Genomic DNA, 18,345 nt, shown 5'->3' on the forward strand with positions numbered 1-18,345 from the left:
CCGGATCAGGCGCCCGCAACAAGGCGAAGCCCAAGCTGCGGGACAAAAAACCCAATCCCGTCCCCCGCAAACCAATCTGCACCAAGCAACAGTCCCCCAGGCACCAGCCAGCGGGCCGTTCGCATTCGGGGGACTGCCGAAGCTTCTCGGAATACGCCGGATGGTCCGAAGGCTGCCGTAAGCCGACGCAGCAGCAGACTTCTTGGCTAAGCGACATGGAGAGCGTCACGCCGCGCCCGGAATAGATGCTATCAAAGACAAGATCGTGGCTTCACGCGATAAAGACGCGGCCGGCGGGAGGGCACCACGCGAGCTCCTGGGTGCCGATACTCTAACCACACTCTCCGCGGTTCGCGGCCAAAGGCCGGAAAGGCCCCGCCTACCCCGTACGGCACCTTGGCGGTCCGCGCCCAGCTTCGTCGATCGGAGCGTATAGGTCCCCGAAGGAGGTCGTGAAATATATTTCAATATGTGAATTATATTGACAACATGCGCCGAGGCTGTAATGTCCCGATCGTCGGCTTTCGGAGGAAGGTCGGCATCATCAAATCCATACGGCAGCGCTCGCCGAGTGCCTGCGACGGTCATTGAGGATGGCTTCGGCCAAGGGAGGAAACTTGCGCAAATTTCTGAGCACGCTCGCAATCGCGGCGGCTGCATCGACCTGCTTTGGGTCGATGCAGGTACGCGCCGAAACCCCCAACCCGTTCAAATGCGAGCCGGGTGAAAAATACGTCATGAACGTCATGGTCTCGGGCGTCGAATACTGGTTCCCGGTCTATGAAATGTTCAAGCAGGCCGGCCAGCAGTTCGGCTGCGAGACCGCCTATACGGGTACGCCGGAATACGACGTCAACAAGCAGATCGCGACCTTCGACCAGGCGCTGGCGCAGAAGCCCGCCGGCATACTGGTACACCCGATGAATTCCGATCCGTTCATCGAGCCGATCAACCGCGCCATTGAACAGGGCACCGCGGTGGTGACCTTCGCCGCCGACTCGCCGAATTCCAAGCGCGTCTCCTACATCACTTCCGACAACAATGCCGAAGGCACCTATGCCGCCGACGCCGTTGCCAAGGCGATGGACGGCAAGGGCGAATATGCGGTGCTGGAGAATCCCGGCCAGGACAACCACGACAAGCGCGTCAACGCGTTCGTTGCCCGCATGGAAGCCAAATGGCCTGACATGAAGCTCGTCGGCCGCGCCGCTTCGAACCAGGATCCCACCAAGGCCTATCAGGCGGTTCTGAGCCTGGCGCAGGCGCATCCTGATCTTGGCGCCGTGTTCATGCCGGAGGCCAACTCGGCCATCGGCGCTGCCCAGGCCGCCAAGGAAGGCGGTGGCAAGATCCGCGTCATGCTCGCCGACGTTAATGCCAAGATCCTCGACATGATCAAGGCCGGCGAGATCTTCGGCTCGGTCAATCCAAACCAGGGCATGCAGGGCTATATGGGCTTCATGCTGTTGTGGATGGCCAAGCATCCCGGCCTGATCGACCCGATGAACGACGCCAAGCGTTCGGGTTTCAACCCGATGAGCGTGCCCTTCGTCGACAATGGCTTCTCCATCGTCTCCAAGGACAATGCGGACGACTTCTACTGGGACAAGTACCTCAAGCGTCGCGGCACCAAGGGCATCGAGGAATAGTCTCGATCTCGCCGCCCGGCCTCGGCATGGCCGGATTAACCGGGAAGGAGGCTTCGGCCTCCTTCCTCCCCGCAGGTTCATCGCAGGAGCACGGCGTGACCCAGGCGCCCATTCTTGAAATCCGTGGCCTGTCCAAGGCGTTCGGCCCGGTCAAGGCGCTGAGCGACGTACGGTTCGAGCTGCGGCGCGGCGAAATCCATGCACTGTGCGGAGAGAACGGCGCCGGCAAGTCGACGCTGATGAACATGATCGCCGGTGTATTGCAGCCCGACGAGGGCGACATCCTGATCGATGGTGAGCGTATTTCGATCCACTCGCCCGCGGCCGCCCAACGCCTCGGCATTGCGCTTGTTCACCAGGAAATCGCGCTCTGTCAGGACGCGACGGTTGCCGAAAACATCTACATGGCCGCGATCAACAGCCGGCGCGCGCCGCTGATGAATTTCCAGAGGCTCTACGCCGATGCCCAGAAGGTCATGGATCTGCTCGCGCCCATTCCGGTGCGAACCAGGGTCGCCGACCTTTCCATTTCCAACCAGCAACTCGTCGAGATCGCCAAGGCGCTGACGCTCGACTGCAAGGTGCTGATGCTCGATGAGCCGACCGCGGCGCTGACCGAAAGCGAAGCGCAGCGGCTGTTCTCGATCGTGCGCGGGCTCAAGGAGCGTGGCATTTCGGTGGTCTATATCAGCCACCGCATGGCCGAGATATTCTCGCTGTGCGACCGAGTCACCGTCTTCCGCGACGGCCGCTACGTGGCGACCGATCAGGTCGCCGCCGTCTCACCGGACGATGTCGTGCGCAAGATGGTGGGCCGCGAAATCACCCAGCTCTATCCCGACAAGCTGGCGCCGCAGGTGCCTGGGCGCCTGCTCCTCTCGGTCGAGGGGCTTTCCGATGGGCGCCGCTTCGCCGACGTCGATCTGCAGCTTCGCGCCGGCGAAATTCTGGGCATTGGCGGCCTGATCGGCGCCGGCCGCAGCGAGATCGCACAGACGGTCTGTGGCCTCAGGCCAATGACGGCAGGAACCGTCGCGCTCGACGGAAAGCAGCTCCGGCTGCGCGGCTATGGCGATGCGGTCAAGGCGGGGCTGGTCTATCTCTCTGAGGATCGCAAAGGCTCCGGCGTGTTCCTCGATCTGCCGATCGCCGCGAACATCTCGGCGCTCGACCTCGGCCGGCTCACCGGGCGCCTCGGCCTGCTCGACCGCAAGGCCGAGGATCGTCAGGCGAGGGAACTGACCGGCAGGCTCGGCGTGCGCATGGCCGGCATCGAGGCCGCCGTCTCGACGCTGAGCGGTGGCAACCAGCAGAAGGTTGCCATCGCCAGGCAGCTGTCCGTCAGTCCCAAGGTCATCATCATGGACGAGCCGACGCGCGGGATCGATGTCGGCGCCAAGGTCGAGATCCACCGGCTGCTGCGCCAGCTTGCCGGCAGCGGTGTCGGCGTCATCGTTATCTCGTCGGAACTGCCGGAGCTGATTGGCTTGTGTGACCGCGTTCTCGTGGTGCGCGAAGGCAGGATCGCCGGCGAACTCACCGCCGACGAGCTCGGCGAGGAAGCCATCATCATGCTCGCCTCTGGCGTTCAGGATAGTTCAAATCAAAGGCAGGCCCAGAATGTCGCCTAGGGAATCAGGAGAAGCGCTCGTGCACGCCGAGATCAAGGCCGCCGGGCGGCGCATCAATCTCGCTCAGCTCGCCTCGATGCGCGAGGCCGGGCTGATCGTCATCATCCTGGCGCTGTGCATCGCCATGAGCTTCGCCTCGCCGCACTTCCTGACATGGGGCAATTTCCGCGCCATGCTGATGAGCTTCTCCATCGAAGGGATCGTCGTCGTCGGCATGACGATCCTGCTCATCGTCGGCGGCATCGACCTTTCCGTCGGCTCGGTCGTATGTTTCTCGATGGTGGTCTCGGGTGCGCTGTTCCTCGCCGGCCTCGACCCCTGGACGGCAAGCCTGATCGGCATCGGCGTCAGCGCGCTGATCGGCGCGGCGATGGGCTTCTTCGTGACCGTGATAGGCCTCAATCATTTCATCACGTCGCTGGCGGCCATGGTCATCGTGCGCGGCATGTGCCTGGTGGTCACCAAGGGCACGCCGCTGTCGCTGTTCACACTGCCGCCGGCTTTCAAGGCCATCGGCCAGGGCAGTTTCAACAACATTCCCTATGTCATCCTGATCTTCATCGTCGTGGTGGCCATCTTCGACTTCCTGCTGCGTCGCGCCACGGCCTTCCGCAAGGTTTTCTACACCGGCTCCAACGAGAAGGCCGCGCAGTTCTCCGGCATCAGAACCAATCAGGTGAAGTTCTGGGTCACGGTGCTGTGCTCGACCCTCGCTGGACTGGCCGGCGTCATCTACATGGCGCGCTTTGGCGCGGCGACGCCGACCTTCGGCGCCGGCATGGAGCTCAACATCATCGCCGCGGCCGTCATCGGCGGCGCCTCGCTGAATGGCGGCTCGGGCACCATCTTCGGGGCAATCCTCGGCATGGCGCTGCTCTCGGTGGTGACGAGCTCGCTTATCCTGCTCGATGTCTCGGTCTATTGGCAGGACATGATCAAGGGATGCATCCTGCTGGCGGCGGTGTCGATCGATCACTTCCTGCACCGCAAGAAGTCCTGAACCTCAAAGGCGGCGAAGCAAGACCATGGCCCCTCCCAACACCCGCGACGACATCGCCGCTGTCCGCCAGATGCACCAGGCGCTTGTCCTGCATTATGTCGAAGGAAAGACCCAGGCCGAGATCGCCGGGGAACTCGGCCTCTCGCACGCGACGGTCAACCGGCTGATCAAGCGCGGCCACCAGCTCGGCCTCGTCGAGATCAAGATCAAGTCGCCGATCGACCATCTGGTCGACCTGGAAGCGCGGCTGGTTGCGCTGGGCGGCATCGAGCGGGCGATGGTGGTTCCGTCGGTCTCCGAAAATCCGCACACGGCCCTGCAGCGCGTCGGCGAGGCGGCGGCTGGGCTGCTGCTCGACACCATCAAGGATGGCGACACGATTTCGATCACCGGCGGCAAGGGTGTCAGCGCGCTGGTCGCCGGTCTCAAGCCGGGGCGCCGCTACGACGTCGAAATCATTCCCGCAACCGGCCTGGTGCAGGGCAAGCACTACACCGACGTCAACCACGTCGCCTCGCTGATGGCCGACAAGCTCGGCGGCCGCGCCTATCAGATCCATGCGCCGCTGTTTGCCGATACCGCGCAGCAGCGCGAGATGCTGATGGGCATCAGCTCCGTCGCAGACGTGTTTCGCAAGGCGCGCGAGGCCGATGTCGCGGTGGTGGGTGTCGGCTCCATCCTGACCGACGATTCCAGCTACTACGACCTGCATCCATCCTCGAATGCCGATCGCCAGGCGATCGAAAAGTCCGGGGCGACAGGCGAGCTGCTCGCCCATCTCATCGACCGCCAGGGCAAGCTCTGCAATTATTCGCTCAACCGTTCGCTGGTCTCGTTGACGCTGGACGAGTTCGCGACCATCCCGCGCTCGATCGGCATTGCAAGCGGCCCCAGCAAGGTCGCACCGATTCTCGCCGCCCTGCGCGGCAACCATCTCGACACCATCGTCACGGACGAGGCCACGGGGCTCCAGATCCTCGAACTGGCCGAACAGGAGGCAGCATGAATTCTCGACAACTCCAGCGGCAGATCGGCAAGTCCGGCATATCGGCGTCGGCCGTGGGCTTGGGCACCTGGGCGATTGGCGGATGGATGTGGGGCGGCACCGACGAGAAGGAGTCGGTCAGGGCTATAGAAGCCTCGATCGATGCCGGCCTCAGCCTGATCGACACAGCGCCGGCCTACGGTCTTGGCCGCAGCGAGGCGATCGTCGGCACCGCCATCAAGGGCAAGCGCGACAAAGTGGTGATCGCGACCAAATGCGGGTTGAACTGGCATTCCGGCAAGGGCGGCCATTTCTTCGATCAGGACGGCAAGCCTGTGCATCGCTATCTCGGCGCCGCCGGCATCGCCTATGAGGTCGAGCAGAGCCTGCGCCGTCTGGGTACCGACTACATCGACCTCTACATCACCCATTGGCAGGACCCGACGACGCCGATCGCCGAGACGATGGCAGTGCTGGAAAGGCTGAAGGCGGACGGCAAGATCCGCGCCATTGGCGCCAGCAATATCAGCGCCGAGGATCTCGGCCGCTATATCGACGCCGGCCAGATCGATGCGATCCAGGAGCGCTATTCGATGATCGATCGCGAGATCGAAGGCAGCCTGCTGCCGATCACTCGCCGCCATGACATCGCCACCCTCAGCTACTCGTCGCTGGGGTTGGGACTGCTCACCGGCACGGTTGAACCCGGCCGCACATTCGGCGGCGACGACCAACGCAAGGACAACCCACGCTTCTCCACGGCCAACCGGCAGAAGGTGGCTAAGCTGAAAGAGGCCATCGCCCCGATCGCGGAAAGCCACCAGGCGTCGATGGCGCAGATCGTCATCGCCTGGACGCTCGCCCAGCCGGGCATCACCTTCGCCCTGTGCGGCGCGCGCAATCCTGAACAGGCGCTCGACAATGCGCGGGCCGGCGAGATCACGCTTGCGGCAAGCGAGCTAGCGGCAATCGACGCCGCGGCAGCCGCGCATCTCACCGCGATGGATGCCTGAGCAAAAAAGGCAACAGCCCCGATGAAGCGTAGTCATACAATCGCCGGTCTGCGCGACCGGCCGGACATCGCCGTGCTCGTCATTGGTGGCGGCATCAACGGCATCAGCGTCTTTCGCGAACTGGCCTTGCAAGGGGTCGATGTCGTGCTGGCGGAAAAGGGCGACTATTGCAGTGGTGCCAGTGCCGCCCTGTCGCGCATGGTGCATGGCGGCCTGCGCTACCTCGAAAACGGCGAATTCAAACTGGTGCGCGAATCGCTGCTCGAACGCGACCGGCTGCTGAGGAATGCGCCGCACTATGTGGCTCCGCTGCCGACGACGGTGCCGGTCTTCGACATTTTCTCCGGTCTCGCCAACGGTGCGGTGCGTTTCCTGGGGCTGACGCGGCGGCCCAGCCGGCGCGGGGCGCTGGTCATCAAAGCCGGGCTTGCCATGTATGACCTTTTCACCGCTGCACGGCGTTTGATGCCGACGCACCGGTTCAGGGGCCGCGCCGAAACCCTGAAGACATGGCCGGCGATCAACCCGGCGATCCGCAATTCGGCGACCTATTACGACGCCTGGGTGAGCCGGCCCGAGCGCCTCGGCCTGGAGATGCTGCTGGACGCCACGACGAGCGGGGCGAACGCGCGCGCCCTGAACTACGCTCAGGCGTCGTCGACCGGCGACGGCCTTGCCATTACCGACACGTTGACCGGCGAGAAGTTGCCGGTGCGGGCGCAACTGGTCATCAACGCCACCGGTGGCTGGATCGACCTGACCAACAAGGCCATCGGGGCGACGGCGCAGACGATGATGGGCGGTACCAAGGGCTCGCATCTGATCGTCGACAACAGCGAACTGTTCGACGCGCTCGGCGGCCACATGGTCTATTACGAAAACGAGGACGGTCGCATCTGCATCCTGTTTCCCTATCTGGGCAAGGTGCTGATTGGCTCGACCGACATCCGGGTCGATGATCCAGACCTAGTCCGTTGCGAGGAGGACGAGCAGCGCTACATCCTGCAGTCGCTCGCTTTCGTCTTTCCCTCGATCAAGGTTACCGAAAACCAGATCGTGTTCCGCTTCGCCGGCGTGCGTCCTTTGCCGGCCAGCGAGGACAGTTTTACGAGCCGCATACCGCGCGATCATTTTTGCGAGTTCGTGGAAGCGAGCGGGCATCTGCCGGCGACGTTGTGCATGATCGGCGGCAAGTGGACCACCTTCCGTTCGTTTGGAGCGCTGGCCGCCGACATGGCGCTGAAGCGGCTCGGCCTCGCGCGCAGCCAGGGAACGCAGGACATGGCCATCGGTGGCGGCCGCGATTTTCCCACCGATCCGGACGCCTGGTGCGCATCATTCGCTGCCGAGCATGGCCTGCCGGTCGAGCGCGCGCACACACTTCTGCAACGCTATGGCACGTCGGCCAGGGATTTCGTTTCGCACCCGGCGGGCGAACAGATGCTGCCGCGGTCGGACTATTCGGCAAGCGAGATAGGGCGCATCATCGAGCGCGAGCAGGTCGAGTGCCTCGCCGACCTGTTCCTGCGCCGCACCACCATCGCCATTTCGGGCGGTCTCAGCTTCGACCTCGTCAATGCCGTTCTCGACATGCTGGCGGCGCACAAGGGCTGGAGCGCCAGCGAGGCCGCCATTGAGCGCTCGACCTTCCTCACCTTGCTGGCCTACCGGCACGGCATCGATCTCCAGACGCATCAAAGGAGCGCCCTATGCGCGTAAACAAGAAAGTCCGCATGAACCGTCTGTTCGGCGGCGGCCGCTGTCTCGACGTCGCCATCGATCACGGCGTCTGCAACGAGCCGAGTTTCCTTGCCGGGCTGGAAGACATGGCCAGCGTCGTCAACCAACTGGTCAAGGCCGGCCCCGACGCCATCCAGATGAACTACGGCCAGGCCGACCTGCTGCAGGCCGTGCCTGGCAAGGACAAGCCGGCGCTCGTGATGCGCATCGACATGGGCAATCCCTACAACAGGATACGCCACCGAGCGATGTGGGCGGTGCTGCAGAACGAAGCCGAGCCCTTGCTTGGCGCCATCGAGATGGATGCGGCTTGCGTCGTGGTCAATCTGTTCATGCTGCCCGACGAGCCGGACCTGTTCCGGCAATGCGTGCAGAACATCGCCCGCGTGCGCGCCGATTGCGAGAAATACGGCCTGCCGCTGATGATCGAGCCGCTGGCCATGCTGCCGGTCGCAGAGCATGGCGGCTACATGGTCGACGGCGATGCCGAAAAGATCGTCACCTTGACCCGGCTTGCCCGCGAGATGGGTGCCGATATCGTCAAGGCCGATCCGACCACCGATCCCAACGACTTCCACCGCGTCGTCGAGGCGGCGCGCTGCCCGGTGCTGGTGCGCGGCGGCGGCAAGGAGGATCTGCGTGCCGTGTTCGACAAGTCGGCTGCCTTGATGGCACAGGGTGCGCTTGGCATGGTCTATGGCCGCAACATCTACCAGCATGCCAACCCGAGCGCCGTCGTGCGCGGGCTGATGGCGATCATTCATGACGATGCCAATGGCGGCGTGGCCTGGGATCTGTACAACCAGGCATAGGCTGCGGCCTCGGGAGGCGCCAATGGCAAGCTACATCCTCGGCCTCGATGCCGGCAACACCGTCATCAAGGCCATCCTCTTCGACTTGTCCGGCCGCGAGCTGGCATTCGCCGCCCGTGACGGCCGCTCGTCCATGCCAAAGCCCGGACATGTCGAACGCGACCTCGACGAACTCTGGCGCAACGCGGTTTCGGTCATCGGTCAATGCATTGCTGAAGCCGGTATCGACGCCGGCGAGATTGTTGCCATCGGCTGCGCCGGCCATGGAAACGGGCTCTACGCGCTCGATCGCGATGGTGCGCCATTGATCGGCATCCAGTCGCTCGATACACGCGCGGTCGGCATCGTTGCCGAATGGGCAAAAGAGAATGTCGGCGACCGCACTTATGCACACTGCCTGCAACGGCCGTGGGCGGCGCAGACGCCAACCCTGCTTGCCTGGCTCAAGCGCTTTTCGCCGGCCTTGTTCGCCAGCATCGGCACCGTCTTCCTGTGCAAGGATTTCGTCGTCAACCGCCTGACAGGTGCGCGCAGCAGCGATACCTCCGACATGTCGGGCTGCGGCCTGCTGCAGATGCGGGATCGGCGTTACGAGCCGGACCTGCTTGCCGCCTATGGGCTCGGCGACTGCGCGGACCTGCTGCCGCCAGTGCTGGAATCGGCCGACATTGCCGGTCATGTCAGCGAGGACGTGGCGGCCCTGACGGGACTGCGCGCCGGCACGCCTGTCGTCGCCGGGCTGTTCGATGTCGTCGCCAGCGCGGTCGGTTCGGGCGTGACCAGAACCGGTGCCGCCTCGGTCATCGCCGGAACCTGGAGCATCAACCAGGTCATCACCGACGAACCGATCCGCGACCCTTCGATCTTCATGCTGTCGACTTTCGATCGCCAGCGCTATCTGGCGATCGAATCCAGCGCGACCTCGGCCGCCAATCTCGAATGGATCGTTCGCGAATTCCTCGAACATGGCGGCGAAGCCGGCAAGTCGCCGTTCGAATTGTGCAGCGAACTGGTGGCGTCAGTCGATCCTAACAGTGACATCCCGATCTATCATCCCTTCCTGTACGGCTCGCAGCAGAATGGCCATGCGCGCGCCGGCTTCTACGGTATCGCCGGCTGGCACAGCCGAGCCCATCTGCTTCGTGCGCTGTTCGAGGGCGTCGCCTTCGAGCATAAGCGCCATGTCGAGACCTTGCACAAAGCGGGCGCCGATTTCGACCAGGTGGTGCTGTCTGGCGGCGGCTCGCGCAGCAGCGTCTGGCCGCAGATATTCGCCGATGTGCTCGGCGTGCCCGTCACTGTGGCGCGCAGCCGCGAAACCGGCGCGCTGGGAGCGGCGATCGCGGCGGGCACCGGGGTCGGCATCTTCGCGGACTACAGCGCAGGTGCCGCCGCCATGACTGCGGCCGCTCGACACTTTGTGCCTGACGAGGCGGTTGCCGACGCGTATGCACGGCGGTATCGACTGTACGGCGAGATCAACCAGGCGATGACCCCGATGTGGGAGCGCATCGCCGGACAGCAGGCGCGCACGTGACCGAAGCTCCACCGTCCCCGTTCGGCAGTTACGACTACGTCATCGTCGGGGCCGGCTCCGCCGGCTGCGTGCTCGCCAACCGGCTCTCCGCCGATCCGCGCAACAATGTGCTGCTGCTCGAGGCCGGGGGCAGCGACCGCTATCACTGGGTCGATATCCCGATCGGCTATCTCTTCTGCATGGGCAACCCGCGCACCGACTGGATGATGAAGACCGAGCCGGAAGCCGGTCTCAATGGACGCAGCCTCAACTATCCGCGCGGCAAGGTGCTCGGCGGCTGTTCATCGATCAACGGCATGATCTACATGCGAGGCCAGGCTGCCGACTATGATTGTTGGCGGCAGGCCGGCAATGCCGGCTGGGGCTGGGACGACGTGTTGCCCTATTTCCTCAAATCGGAAGACTATCACGGCGGCAAGAGTGCCATGCACGGCGGTGGCGGCGAGTGGCGGGTCGAACGGCAGCGGCTGTCGTGGCCGATCCTCGACGCCTTTCGGGACGCTGCCGAGGAACTCGGCATTCCGCGCACCGAAGACTTCAACACCGGCACCAATGAAGGCTCGGGTTATTTCGAGGTCAACCAAAGGAAGGGCGTGCGCTGGAACACGTCGAAGGCGTTTTTGCGCGGCATCGCGGGGCGCAAGAACCTGCGCGTGGTGCTCGGCGCGGAGACCGAACGGCTCGAATTCGACGGCCGGCGCGTCACCGGACTGGTTTTCCGCCAAGGCGGCCGCCTACACCAGATCCGCGCTGGACAGACGATCCTTGCGGCCGGTGCCATCAACTCGCCGAAGCTGCTCGAACTGTCGGGGGTGGGCCGCCCCGACCTGCTTTCGAGCATCGGCCTGGATGTTCGTCATGCCTTGCCGGGCGTTGGAGAAAACCTGCAGGACCATTTGCAGATTCGCACCGTCTTCAAGGTCGCCAACACCGCCACGCTCAACCAGCGCTACCACAATCTGGTCAGCCGTGCGTCGATGGGGCTGGAATACGCGCTCAAGCGCAGCGGGCCACTGTCGATGGCGCCGAGCCAGCTCGGCATCTTCGCCAGGAGCGATCCACGCCTCGCAACGCCCGATCTCGAATATCACGTGCAGCCGCTGAGCACCGACCGTCTGGGCGAGCCGCTGCATCGCTTTCCCGCGGTCACCGTCTCGGTCTGCAATCTGCGTCCGGAAAGCCGGGGCAGCGTGCACATGGGTTCAGCCGATGCGCGGGAGGCGGCGAAGATCCGCCCGAACTATCTTTCCACCGAGGGGGACCGCAGCGTGGCCGTCGCGTCGTTGCGCCATGTCCGCAGTCTGATGAAGGCAAAAGCGGTGGCGCGCTTTGCGCCGGAAGAGATGCTGCCCGGCACGCAGTATGACAGCAACGAAGAGCTCATCCGCAAGGCCGGCGATATCGGCACGACGATTTTCCACCCCGTCGGCACCTGCAAGATGGGTTCGGATACGATGGCGGTGGTCGACGAGGCCCTGCGTGTTCACGGGCTTGGCGGGCTGCGCGTGGTCGATGCCTCGATCATGCCGACAATCGTCTCGGGCAACACCAACTCGCCGGTCGTCATGATCGCGGAAAAGGCAGCCGAGATGATCCTGCAAGAGGCCCGCTGACCGCCATCGGCTTCAGGCCGCGGCAACACCGCGCGATCGCCGTCTCTCGGCCGCCGCGAGCAGATCGACGAAGGTGCGCACCTTGGCGGGCCGGAACCTGGCCGGCGGAAAGACCGCGTGGATGCCGCCTGACGGCAGGCTCCAGTCGGCAAACACCGGCACCAGTCGCCCCTCGGCGATATCGTCGCTGACGCTGTAGTCCGGAAAGACGCCGAGCCCGATGCCGGCGAGCACACAAGCCAGGGCGGCGGGGCTCTTGTCGCACATGACGACCGGATTGAGTTCGGTCAGCACCGTTTCGCCGTCCCTGGAAAACAGCCATTGGCCGATGCCGCGCAACTGGGTGTTGCCGACCCAGGCCAGCGATCTTGCCTGGCGCGGCGTCACGTCGGGCGGCAGGCTCGCCGCGAAGCCAGGGCTCGCCACCACGATCTGCCGGATCGTCCCCAGGCGCCGCGCCTGGTTCGAGGAATCGGTGAGCCAGCCGACGCGGATGCCGAGATCGATCTGCTCGTCCACCAGATTGCTGACGGCGTCGTCGAAGATCGCCTCGACGCGCATATGCGGATAGGTTCTGAGATAGGCCGCCATGACCGGAGCCACCATCTTGGTGCCGTAGTCGAGTGGCGCCGTGAGCCTCAGCGTTCCGCTCGGTTCGACGGCTCCGCGCGAGATTTCGCCATAGGCCGCCTCCGCTTCGCGCAGGATGATCATCGCGCGGTCATAAAAGAGGCGACCCTCTTCGGTCGGCGTGACACGCCGGGTCGTGCGCTGCAGCAGCGTTGCGCCCAGCTCCTCTTCGAGCTTGCCGATCTGATGGCTGACCACGGCCTTGGCGACGCCAAGCCGGTCGGCCGCGGCAGTGAACGAGCCGGTCTCCATCACCGTGGTGAAATAAGCCAGCCGATTGAGGTTCAGAAGTTCGGCCAAGCTGGCTGCCCTTTGTATGATCAGATCAGACAGTTTGTATAATTGGGCGCCATTTATCGCAAGGCCGCCGTCTGCCACATACGAGCGACGGCCTCGATGAGTCCGGTGGCCGGACAGGAATGGCAGCGACTATGAGCAATTCAGAAGTGACCTATCTTTTCGATCCGCTCTGCGGCTGGTGCTATGGCGCCACCCCGATGCTCGACCGGTTGCCGGCCGCCGGCCTGAACGTCGAACTGCTGCCGACCGGCCTGTTCTCCGGCGCCGGCGCGCGTCCGATGGATGAAGGTTTTGCCGCCCATGCCTGGGCGAACGACCAGCGCATCGAGCGCCTGACCGGACAAGTGTTCACACCGGCCTACCGGCACAATGTCCTTGGCGTCCGCGGAACCCTGCTCGACTCGCATGCCGCCACGCTCGGTATCAGTGCCGCCGGCCTGGAAGATCCCAGCCGCCGGCTTGCCGCGCTGAAGACGATCCAGCGGGCGCGCTACGTGGATGGACGCGATGTCGTGACGATCGGCGGTGTGGCCGAGGTGCTCGCCGCCGCCGGCATGGCGGACGCCGCCGAGATGCTCAAGGCGCCGACCGAAACATTGCTGACGGCCTACCGCGAGATGGTCGGCCGCGGCCGCGCGCTGTTACAGCGCCTGCATGCCGATGGCGTGCCTTCGCTGGCGGTCATCCGCAACGATGCGCCCCGGCTCATCGGTTCGAACGCACTGTTCGGCAGCTTCGACAATCTCGTCGCCCATATCGCGGCGGCGTGATCCCCAGCAAATCTTCAACAAGGGAACTGAAAGACATGGCAAAAGTCGCTCTCATTGGTGCATCCGGCGCAGTTGGTTCGCGCCTTCTCAAAGAACTCTCCGATCGCGGCCACACCGTCACCGGCATTGCGCGCAACCCGGAAAAGATCGCGGCGCTGCCACGCGTGACGGCCAGGAAGGGCGACGTCTTCGACGAGCAGGGTCTTGCCGATCTGATCCGCGGCCATGATGTGGTGATCAGCACGGTGCATTTTCTGGACAGCGACGCCGACACGCTGATTGCCGCTGTGCGGGCCTCCGGCGTGAAGCGCTATCTCGTCGTCGGCGGCGCCGGCAGTCTCGAAGCCGCACCGGGCAAGCGGCTGGTCGATAGCCCCGACTTCCCGGCGATCTACAAGGCAGAAGCGCAGAAGGGCGCCGACTTTCTCGACAGATTGAAGACGGTCAGCGACCTCGATTGGACGTTCCTGTCGCCATCCGCGATGTTCGTGCCGGGCGAGCGCACCGGCAAATTCCGCCTCGGCAAGGACACGCTTCTCGCCTCCGACAAGGGGAGCAGCATTTCCTTCGAGGACTACGCGATCGTCATGGTCGATGAGATCGAGAAGCCGGCCCACATCAGGCAGCGCTTCACCGTCGGCTATTGAGCGAACGGGTGGTGGCGGCCGGAACTCAATCGAGGCCGGCCGACGCCAGCCGCATCAAGATTTCGCGGGCGGCGACGCCCCGGTAGGTCATCGGTGCCGACGCCGTCCCGTCTCGGTGCCTTGGGCAAAGCAAATGCTGGGCTGTCATGCCTGCGATCTCACTTTTCGGGATCATGGTCCGGCCCGGTTCAATCTTGGCGCGGCCGCCACCAGCGCCTTGCCGATGGCTGATTGCGGCGCGCCGATGACGGTTTGGGCATCGCCGTTTTCGGCAATTCGGCCGGCGTCGAGAAGGATGACGCGGTGGGCGACCGACCTGATGACGCCGAGATCATGTGAAATGAAGAGATAGGCGATCTTTTCCTGGCGTTGCAGGTCGAGCAAAAGCTCGAGGATCTCCCCGCGCACGGAGACGTCAAGCGCCGACACCGCCTCGTCGAGCACGATCAGCGACGGCTTCGTGACGATGGCGCGGGCAATGGCGACACGCTGCCGCTGGCCGCCGGAGATTTCATGAATGGCGCGCGGCGCGAGATTAGCCGTCAGCCCGACGCGCTCCAGCAACGCGGCGATGCGGCGCGGGCGCTCGGCGCGGGAGGCGATGCCATGGATGCGCAAGGGATCGTCGAGCACACGCGCCACCGTGGCGCGAGGGTTGAAGGCGGCCAATGGATCCTGGAACACCATTTGCAGGCGTGCGCGGCGTGCTCGCAGCGCGGCGCCGCTCAAGGCCAGGAAATCGTCGCTTTCGAATTCGATGCGTCCGTCGTCCGGCTCGATCAATCGCAGCACCAACCGCGCGATCGTCGACTTGCCGCTGCCCGAAGGTCCGGCCAACGCCAGCGTCTCACCGGGGTCGATGTGAAAGGAGACATCGTCGACGGCAGCGATGGTCTTGCCGCCGCGACGGTAGCGCTTGGTGAGGTTGGACACCGCCAGCAGGCTCATGCGTGGAGCCTGGCTCGGTTCAGCAACGGCCTGGTGTCGAGGCCTATATGGGCGTCGAGCAATGCACGCGTATAGGGCTGGGCCGGGGCGCCGACAATCTGCGCCGTCATGCCAAGCTCGACCAACTGGCCATGACGGAAAACGGCGATGCGCTCGGCAAGCTCGGCCGCCAGCGCGATGTCATGGCTGATGAACAGCAGCGTCATGCCGTCCTCGTTCACCAGTCGTCTGATCAAGGCGACGATCTCGGCCTGCACGATGGTATCGAGCGCGCTGGTCGCTTCGTCGGCGATCAGCAACTTCGGACCGGCCGCAATGGCGGCGGCGATCGCCACACGCTGCTTCTGGCCGCCGGAGAGCTGATGCGGGAAGGCGCGCAAGGCCGAGTCCGGATCTGGCAGGCGGACGCGCTCGAGCAGGCTTTTGGCCCTGGCATAGGACTGGGACCAGGTGAGGCCGAGATGCGTGCGCGCCACTTCGGCGATTTGCTTGCCGATGGTCATCACCGGATCGAGGCTGGCGGACGGGTCCTGGAAGACGAAGCCGATGTCGCGGCCGAGGCGGGGGATTTTGTTGAGTTCGGGTTTGAAAGGCTGGCGTTCCGTCACACCCCCCTCTGTCCTGCCGGACATCTCCCCCGCAAGGGGGGAGATCAGCAGCTTCGCCGACCGCTCCCCTTCCGCGACATTGGTGATTGGCGAAGGCAGAGGTGAGAGCGTAATCTCCCCCCTTGCGGGGGAGATGTCCGGCAGGACAGAGGGGGGTGCCTTGGCGCCCGATGAGGACAAAAACCAATCGATGCGACCTCCAACCTTGGCAGAAGCCGGCAGCAGCCCGGCAATGGCCAGTGCCAGCGTGCTCTTGCCCGAGCCGCTTTCGCCGATGATGGCGAGGCGTTCGCCAGCGGCGATGTCGAGGCTGACGCTCTTCAGTGCCGCCACCTCGCTGCCGTCGCGGCGGTAGGTCACCGTCAGGTCGCGGATCGTAGCCAGGGCGGTCACGAAAGGCCTCTCCTGACTGCCGTCGTCTCGACGATGCCTTCACCAGCGAGATAGACGCCGAGCACGGTCAGAACCAACGCTATGCCCGGGACGATCGACAGGAAGGGCGCGGTGCGCAGCACGGCGCGGCCTTCTGCTATCATGCCGCCCCAGGTGACCCGGTTGGGGTCGCCCAAGCCGAGGAAAGACAAGGCCGCTTCGGTGAGGATCGCGGCGGCGACGATCACCGACGACATCGCCAGCACCGGTGGCAAGGCGTTGGGCAGCACCTCGCGAAAGGCGATCGCCAGCGGGTGCATGCCGATGACCCTGGCCCCGGCGACATAATCGCGTTCGCGAATGGAGAGGACTTCAGCGCGGGCTACTCTAGCCGGTCCGGTCCAGGTGCCGAGAGCGATGGCAATCACGACGACGCCGAGCGACGGTCCGACGACGCTGACGAAGGCCAGCGCCAACAGGAAGCTCGGCACGGTCTGAAAGGCGTCGGTGACGCGCATCAGCACCTCGTCGACGAGGCCGCCGGCAAAGCCGGCCAATGTGCCGACCACCGCGCCGACGACAAGTGCCGCCGCCGCGGCCGCGAGCCCGACGGCCAGCGACGTGCGGGCGCCATGAAAAAGCTCGGCCAGCACGTTGCGGCCAAGCCGGTCGGTGCCGAGCGGCAGCGACCAGTCCTGGAACGGCGGCAGCAGTGCGGGGCCGGCGATGGCTTGGGGATCGCCTGGGAACAGCAGCGACGCCGACAGCGCCATGGCAATCAGCGCCGCGAGGAGGATGGCACCGGCAACCGCCTCAGGCACGCGCAGAAAGCGGCGGAGCGGGCTCATGCGCGGGCCTCGCTCGCGCCGACGCGCGGATCGAGGAAGGCGTAGGCGATGTCGACGAGCAAATTGATAACGATGACCAGGACGGCGCTGGTGAGGATAATGCCGAGCAGAAGCGGGGTGTCGCGGGAGGCGACCGCCTCCTGCGCCAGCCGGCCGAGGCCGGGCACGGAAAAGACGCTCTCGATGACGACGCTGCCGCCGAGCATCTGCGCCGACTGCAGGCCGAGCATGGTGACCAGCGGCAGCAGCGCATTGCGGGCGACGTGGGCGAGCACGATGCGACGGCGTGACAACCCTTTGGCGCGTGCGGCCAGGACGAAATCCTGCCGCCAGACCTCGGCCATGCCGGCGCGCATCATGCGCAGATAGAGCGCCAGATAGATGAAGCCGAGGGCGGAAACGGGCAGGATAAGATGGACAGCGATGTCGGCGACGCGATCAAGGCCGGTCTTGTCAGAGGCCAACGTCTCGATGCCGCCGATCGGCAGCCAGCGCAGATCGACGGCAAAGACGACGATCAGCACCAGTCCGAGCCAGAACCCAGGCACGGCATAAAGCGCCAGCGAACCGATCGACAGGAAGCGATCGCGAAAACTGCCCGGCCGCGCGCCGGCATAGATGCCGAGTGCCGAGCCGAGCCCGAAGGAAAGCGCGGTGGCGCTGACCATCAACAGCAGCGTGTTGGGCAGGCGCTCGAGGATGACGTCGCGGATCGGCCGGGAGAAGGTCACCGACTGGCCGAGGTCGAGATGCAGCAGCGCCCAGAGGTAATTGGCGAGCCGCGTCAGCTCCGACTGGTCGAGACCCCAGCGATGACGCAACAGCTCGATCATGCCGGCGTCGCCGCCGGTCGAGACGATATAGGCGTCGACCGCGTCGCCGGGAGCTGCTTCGAGCAGCAGGAAGGTGCCTATGACGACGATCAGCAGCACGAAGATGCTGCCGACGAGGCGACGGCGGATGAGCGTGAGGGCGCGGGTCATGGGAAAAGGACGCCGGCCTGATCGTGAGAGGTGCGGTGTCTGGGCACCCCCCTCTGTCCTGCCGGACATCTCCCCCGCAAGGGGGGAGATTGGATGTCACCGACGGCTTCGCCAATTTTCGAGGTTGCATAATTGGCGGGGCGGACAAATAGCCGATCTCCCCCCTTGCGGGGGAGATGTCCGGCAGGACAGAGGGGGGTGTGAAGGAACTCGGCCTTCGGCCAAATTCCCCTTTTCTCGCGAACTTTCATCCGCGCAA

16 protein-coding genes are annotated in these 18,345 nt (G+C 64.8%); 11 read left to right on the forward strand and 5 right to left on the reverse strand.

Annotated features, from left to right (window positions below; translation table 11 throughout):
- The first annotated feature begins 617 nt into the window (after positions 1 to 617).
- The 9 genes from NKI99_RS28055 to NKI99_RS28095 all read left to right on the forward strand — a co-directional run bounded on the left by NKI99_RS28055 (position 618) and on the right by NKI99_RS28095 (position 11,980).
- Entirely contained in the window at positions 618 to 1,649 is a 1,032-nt protein-coding gene (locus NKI99_RS28055; RefSeq protein ID WP_013529471.1) for a substrate-binding domain-containing protein, read from the forward strand.
- A 95-nt stretch (positions 1,650 to 1,744) separates the two neighbouring features.
- Positions 1,745 to 3,280: a sugar ABC transporter ATP-binding protein gene (locus NKI99_RS28060; RefSeq protein WP_352612860.1), complete on the forward strand. Its 1,536-nt coding sequence runs from the start codon at positions 1,745 to 1,747 to the stop codon at positions 3,278 to 3,280.
- A gap of 76 nt (positions 3,281 to 3,356) precedes the next feature.
- Entirely contained in the window at positions 3,357 to 4,280 is a 924-nt protein-coding gene (locus NKI99_RS28065; RefSeq protein ID WP_236383556.1) for an ABC transporter permease, read from the forward strand.
- A gap of 25 nt (positions 4,281 to 4,305) precedes the next feature.
- Positions 4,306 to 5,286 (forward strand): sugar-binding transcriptional regulator, encoded by a 981-nt coding sequence (locus tag NKI99_RS28070; protein ID WP_352612862.1) that lies wholly within the window; start codon positions 4,306 to 4,308, stop codon positions 5,284 to 5,286.
- Complete coding sequence (locus NKI99_RS28075; protein WP_352612863.1) at positions 5,283 to 6,278, forward strand: aldo/keto reductase; 996 nt, start codon at positions 5,283 to 5,285, stop codon at positions 6,276 to 6,278. Before NKI99_RS28070 ends, NKI99_RS28075 begins: the two co-directional genes overlap by 4 nt.
- Before the next feature lie 21 nt (positions 6,279 to 6,299).
- A complete protein-coding gene (locus NKI99_RS28080; RefSeq protein ID WP_352612865.1) occupies positions 6,300 to 7,997 on the forward strand; it encodes a glycerol-3-phosphate dehydrogenase/oxidase in 1,698 nt (565 codons plus the stop codon).
- Complete coding sequence (locus tag NKI99_RS28085) at positions 7,988 to 8,830, forward strand: class I fructose-bisphosphate aldolase (protein ID WP_023812428.1); 843 nt, start codon at positions 7,988 to 7,990, stop codon at positions 8,828 to 8,830. Before NKI99_RS28080 ends, NKI99_RS28085 begins: the two co-directional genes overlap by 10 nt.
- 22 nt (positions 8,831 to 8,852) lie before the next feature.
- The gene (locus NKI99_RS28090) at positions 8,853 to 10,367 is read left to right on the forward strand and encodes an FGGY-family carbohydrate kinase (protein ID WP_352612867.1); all 1,515 of its coding nucleotides are present in this window, start codon (positions 8,853 to 8,855) and stop codon (positions 10,365 to 10,367) included.
- Complete coding sequence (locus tag NKI99_RS28095; RefSeq protein WP_352612869.1) at positions 10,364 to 11,980, forward strand: GMC family oxidoreductase; 1,617 nt, start codon at positions 10,364 to 10,366, stop codon at positions 11,978 to 11,980. Before NKI99_RS28090 ends, NKI99_RS28095 begins: the two co-directional genes overlap by 4 nt.
- 12 nt (positions 11,981 to 11,992) lie before the next feature.
- Here NKI99_RS28095 and NKI99_RS28100 read toward each other — a convergent pair whose 3' ends face one another.
- On the reverse strand, positions 11,993 to 12,910 hold the full coding sequence (locus tag NKI99_RS28100; RefSeq protein WP_352440802.1) for a LysR family transcriptional regulator: 918 nt from the start codon (positions 12,908 to 12,910) through the stop codon (positions 11,993 to 11,995).
- A gap of 131 nt (positions 12,911 to 13,041) precedes the next feature.
- On the opposite strand from NKI99_RS28100, the gene NKI99_RS28105 reads away from it, so the two are divergent.
- Positions 13,042 to 13,680 carry a DsbA family protein gene (locus tag NKI99_RS28105; RefSeq protein WP_352440803.1) on the forward strand — a complete coding sequence of 213 codons (639 nt, stop codon included), beginning with the start codon at positions 13,042 to 13,044 and terminating at the stop codon, positions 13,678 to 13,680.
- Between the two features lie 35 nt (positions 13,681 to 13,715).
- Positions 13,716 to 14,327 (forward strand): NAD(P)-dependent oxidoreductase, encoded by a 612-nt coding sequence (locus NKI99_RS28110; RefSeq protein ID WP_352440804.1) that lies wholly within the window; start codon positions 13,716 to 13,718, stop codon positions 14,325 to 14,327.
- 171 nt (positions 14,328 to 14,498) lie between these two features.
- Here NKI99_RS28110 and NKI99_RS28115 read toward each other — a convergent pair whose 3' ends face one another.
- The 4 genes from NKI99_RS28115 to NKI99_RS28130 are packed head-to-tail and all read right to left on the reverse strand — an operon-like array spanning position 14,499 to position 18,086.
- The gene (locus tag NKI99_RS28115) at positions 14,499 to 15,275 is read right to left on the reverse strand and encodes an ABC transporter ATP-binding protein (RefSeq protein WP_352440805.1); all 777 of its coding nucleotides are present in this window, start codon (positions 15,273 to 15,275) and stop codon (positions 14,499 to 14,501) included.
- Complete coding sequence (locus NKI99_RS28120; protein WP_352440806.1) at positions 15,272 to 16,276, reverse strand: ABC transporter ATP-binding protein; 1,005 nt, start codon at positions 16,274 to 16,276, stop codon at positions 15,272 to 15,274. Before NKI99_RS28120 ends, NKI99_RS28115 begins: the two co-directional genes overlap by 4 nt.
- On the reverse strand, positions 16,273 to 17,103 hold the full coding sequence (locus tag NKI99_RS28125) for an ABC transporter permease (RefSeq protein WP_352440807.1): 831 nt from the start codon (positions 17,101 to 17,103) through the stop codon (positions 16,273 to 16,275). The genes NKI99_RS28120 and NKI99_RS28125 overlap by 4 nt, the downstream gene beginning before the upstream one ends.
- Positions 17,100 to 18,086 carry an ABC transporter permease gene (locus NKI99_RS28130; protein ID WP_352612873.1) on the reverse strand — a complete coding sequence of 329 codons (987 nt, stop codon included), beginning with the start codon at positions 18,084 to 18,086 and terminating at the stop codon, positions 17,100 to 17,102. The genes NKI99_RS28125 and NKI99_RS28130 overlap by 4 nt, the downstream gene beginning before the upstream one ends.
- Between the last annotated feature and the right edge of the window lie 259 nt (positions 18,087 to 18,345).

Source organism: Mesorhizobium sp. M0239 (assembly GCF_040321815.1).
Classification (GTDB): Bacteria; Pseudomonadota; Alphaproteobacteria; order Rhizobiales; family Rhizobiaceae; genus Mesorhizobium.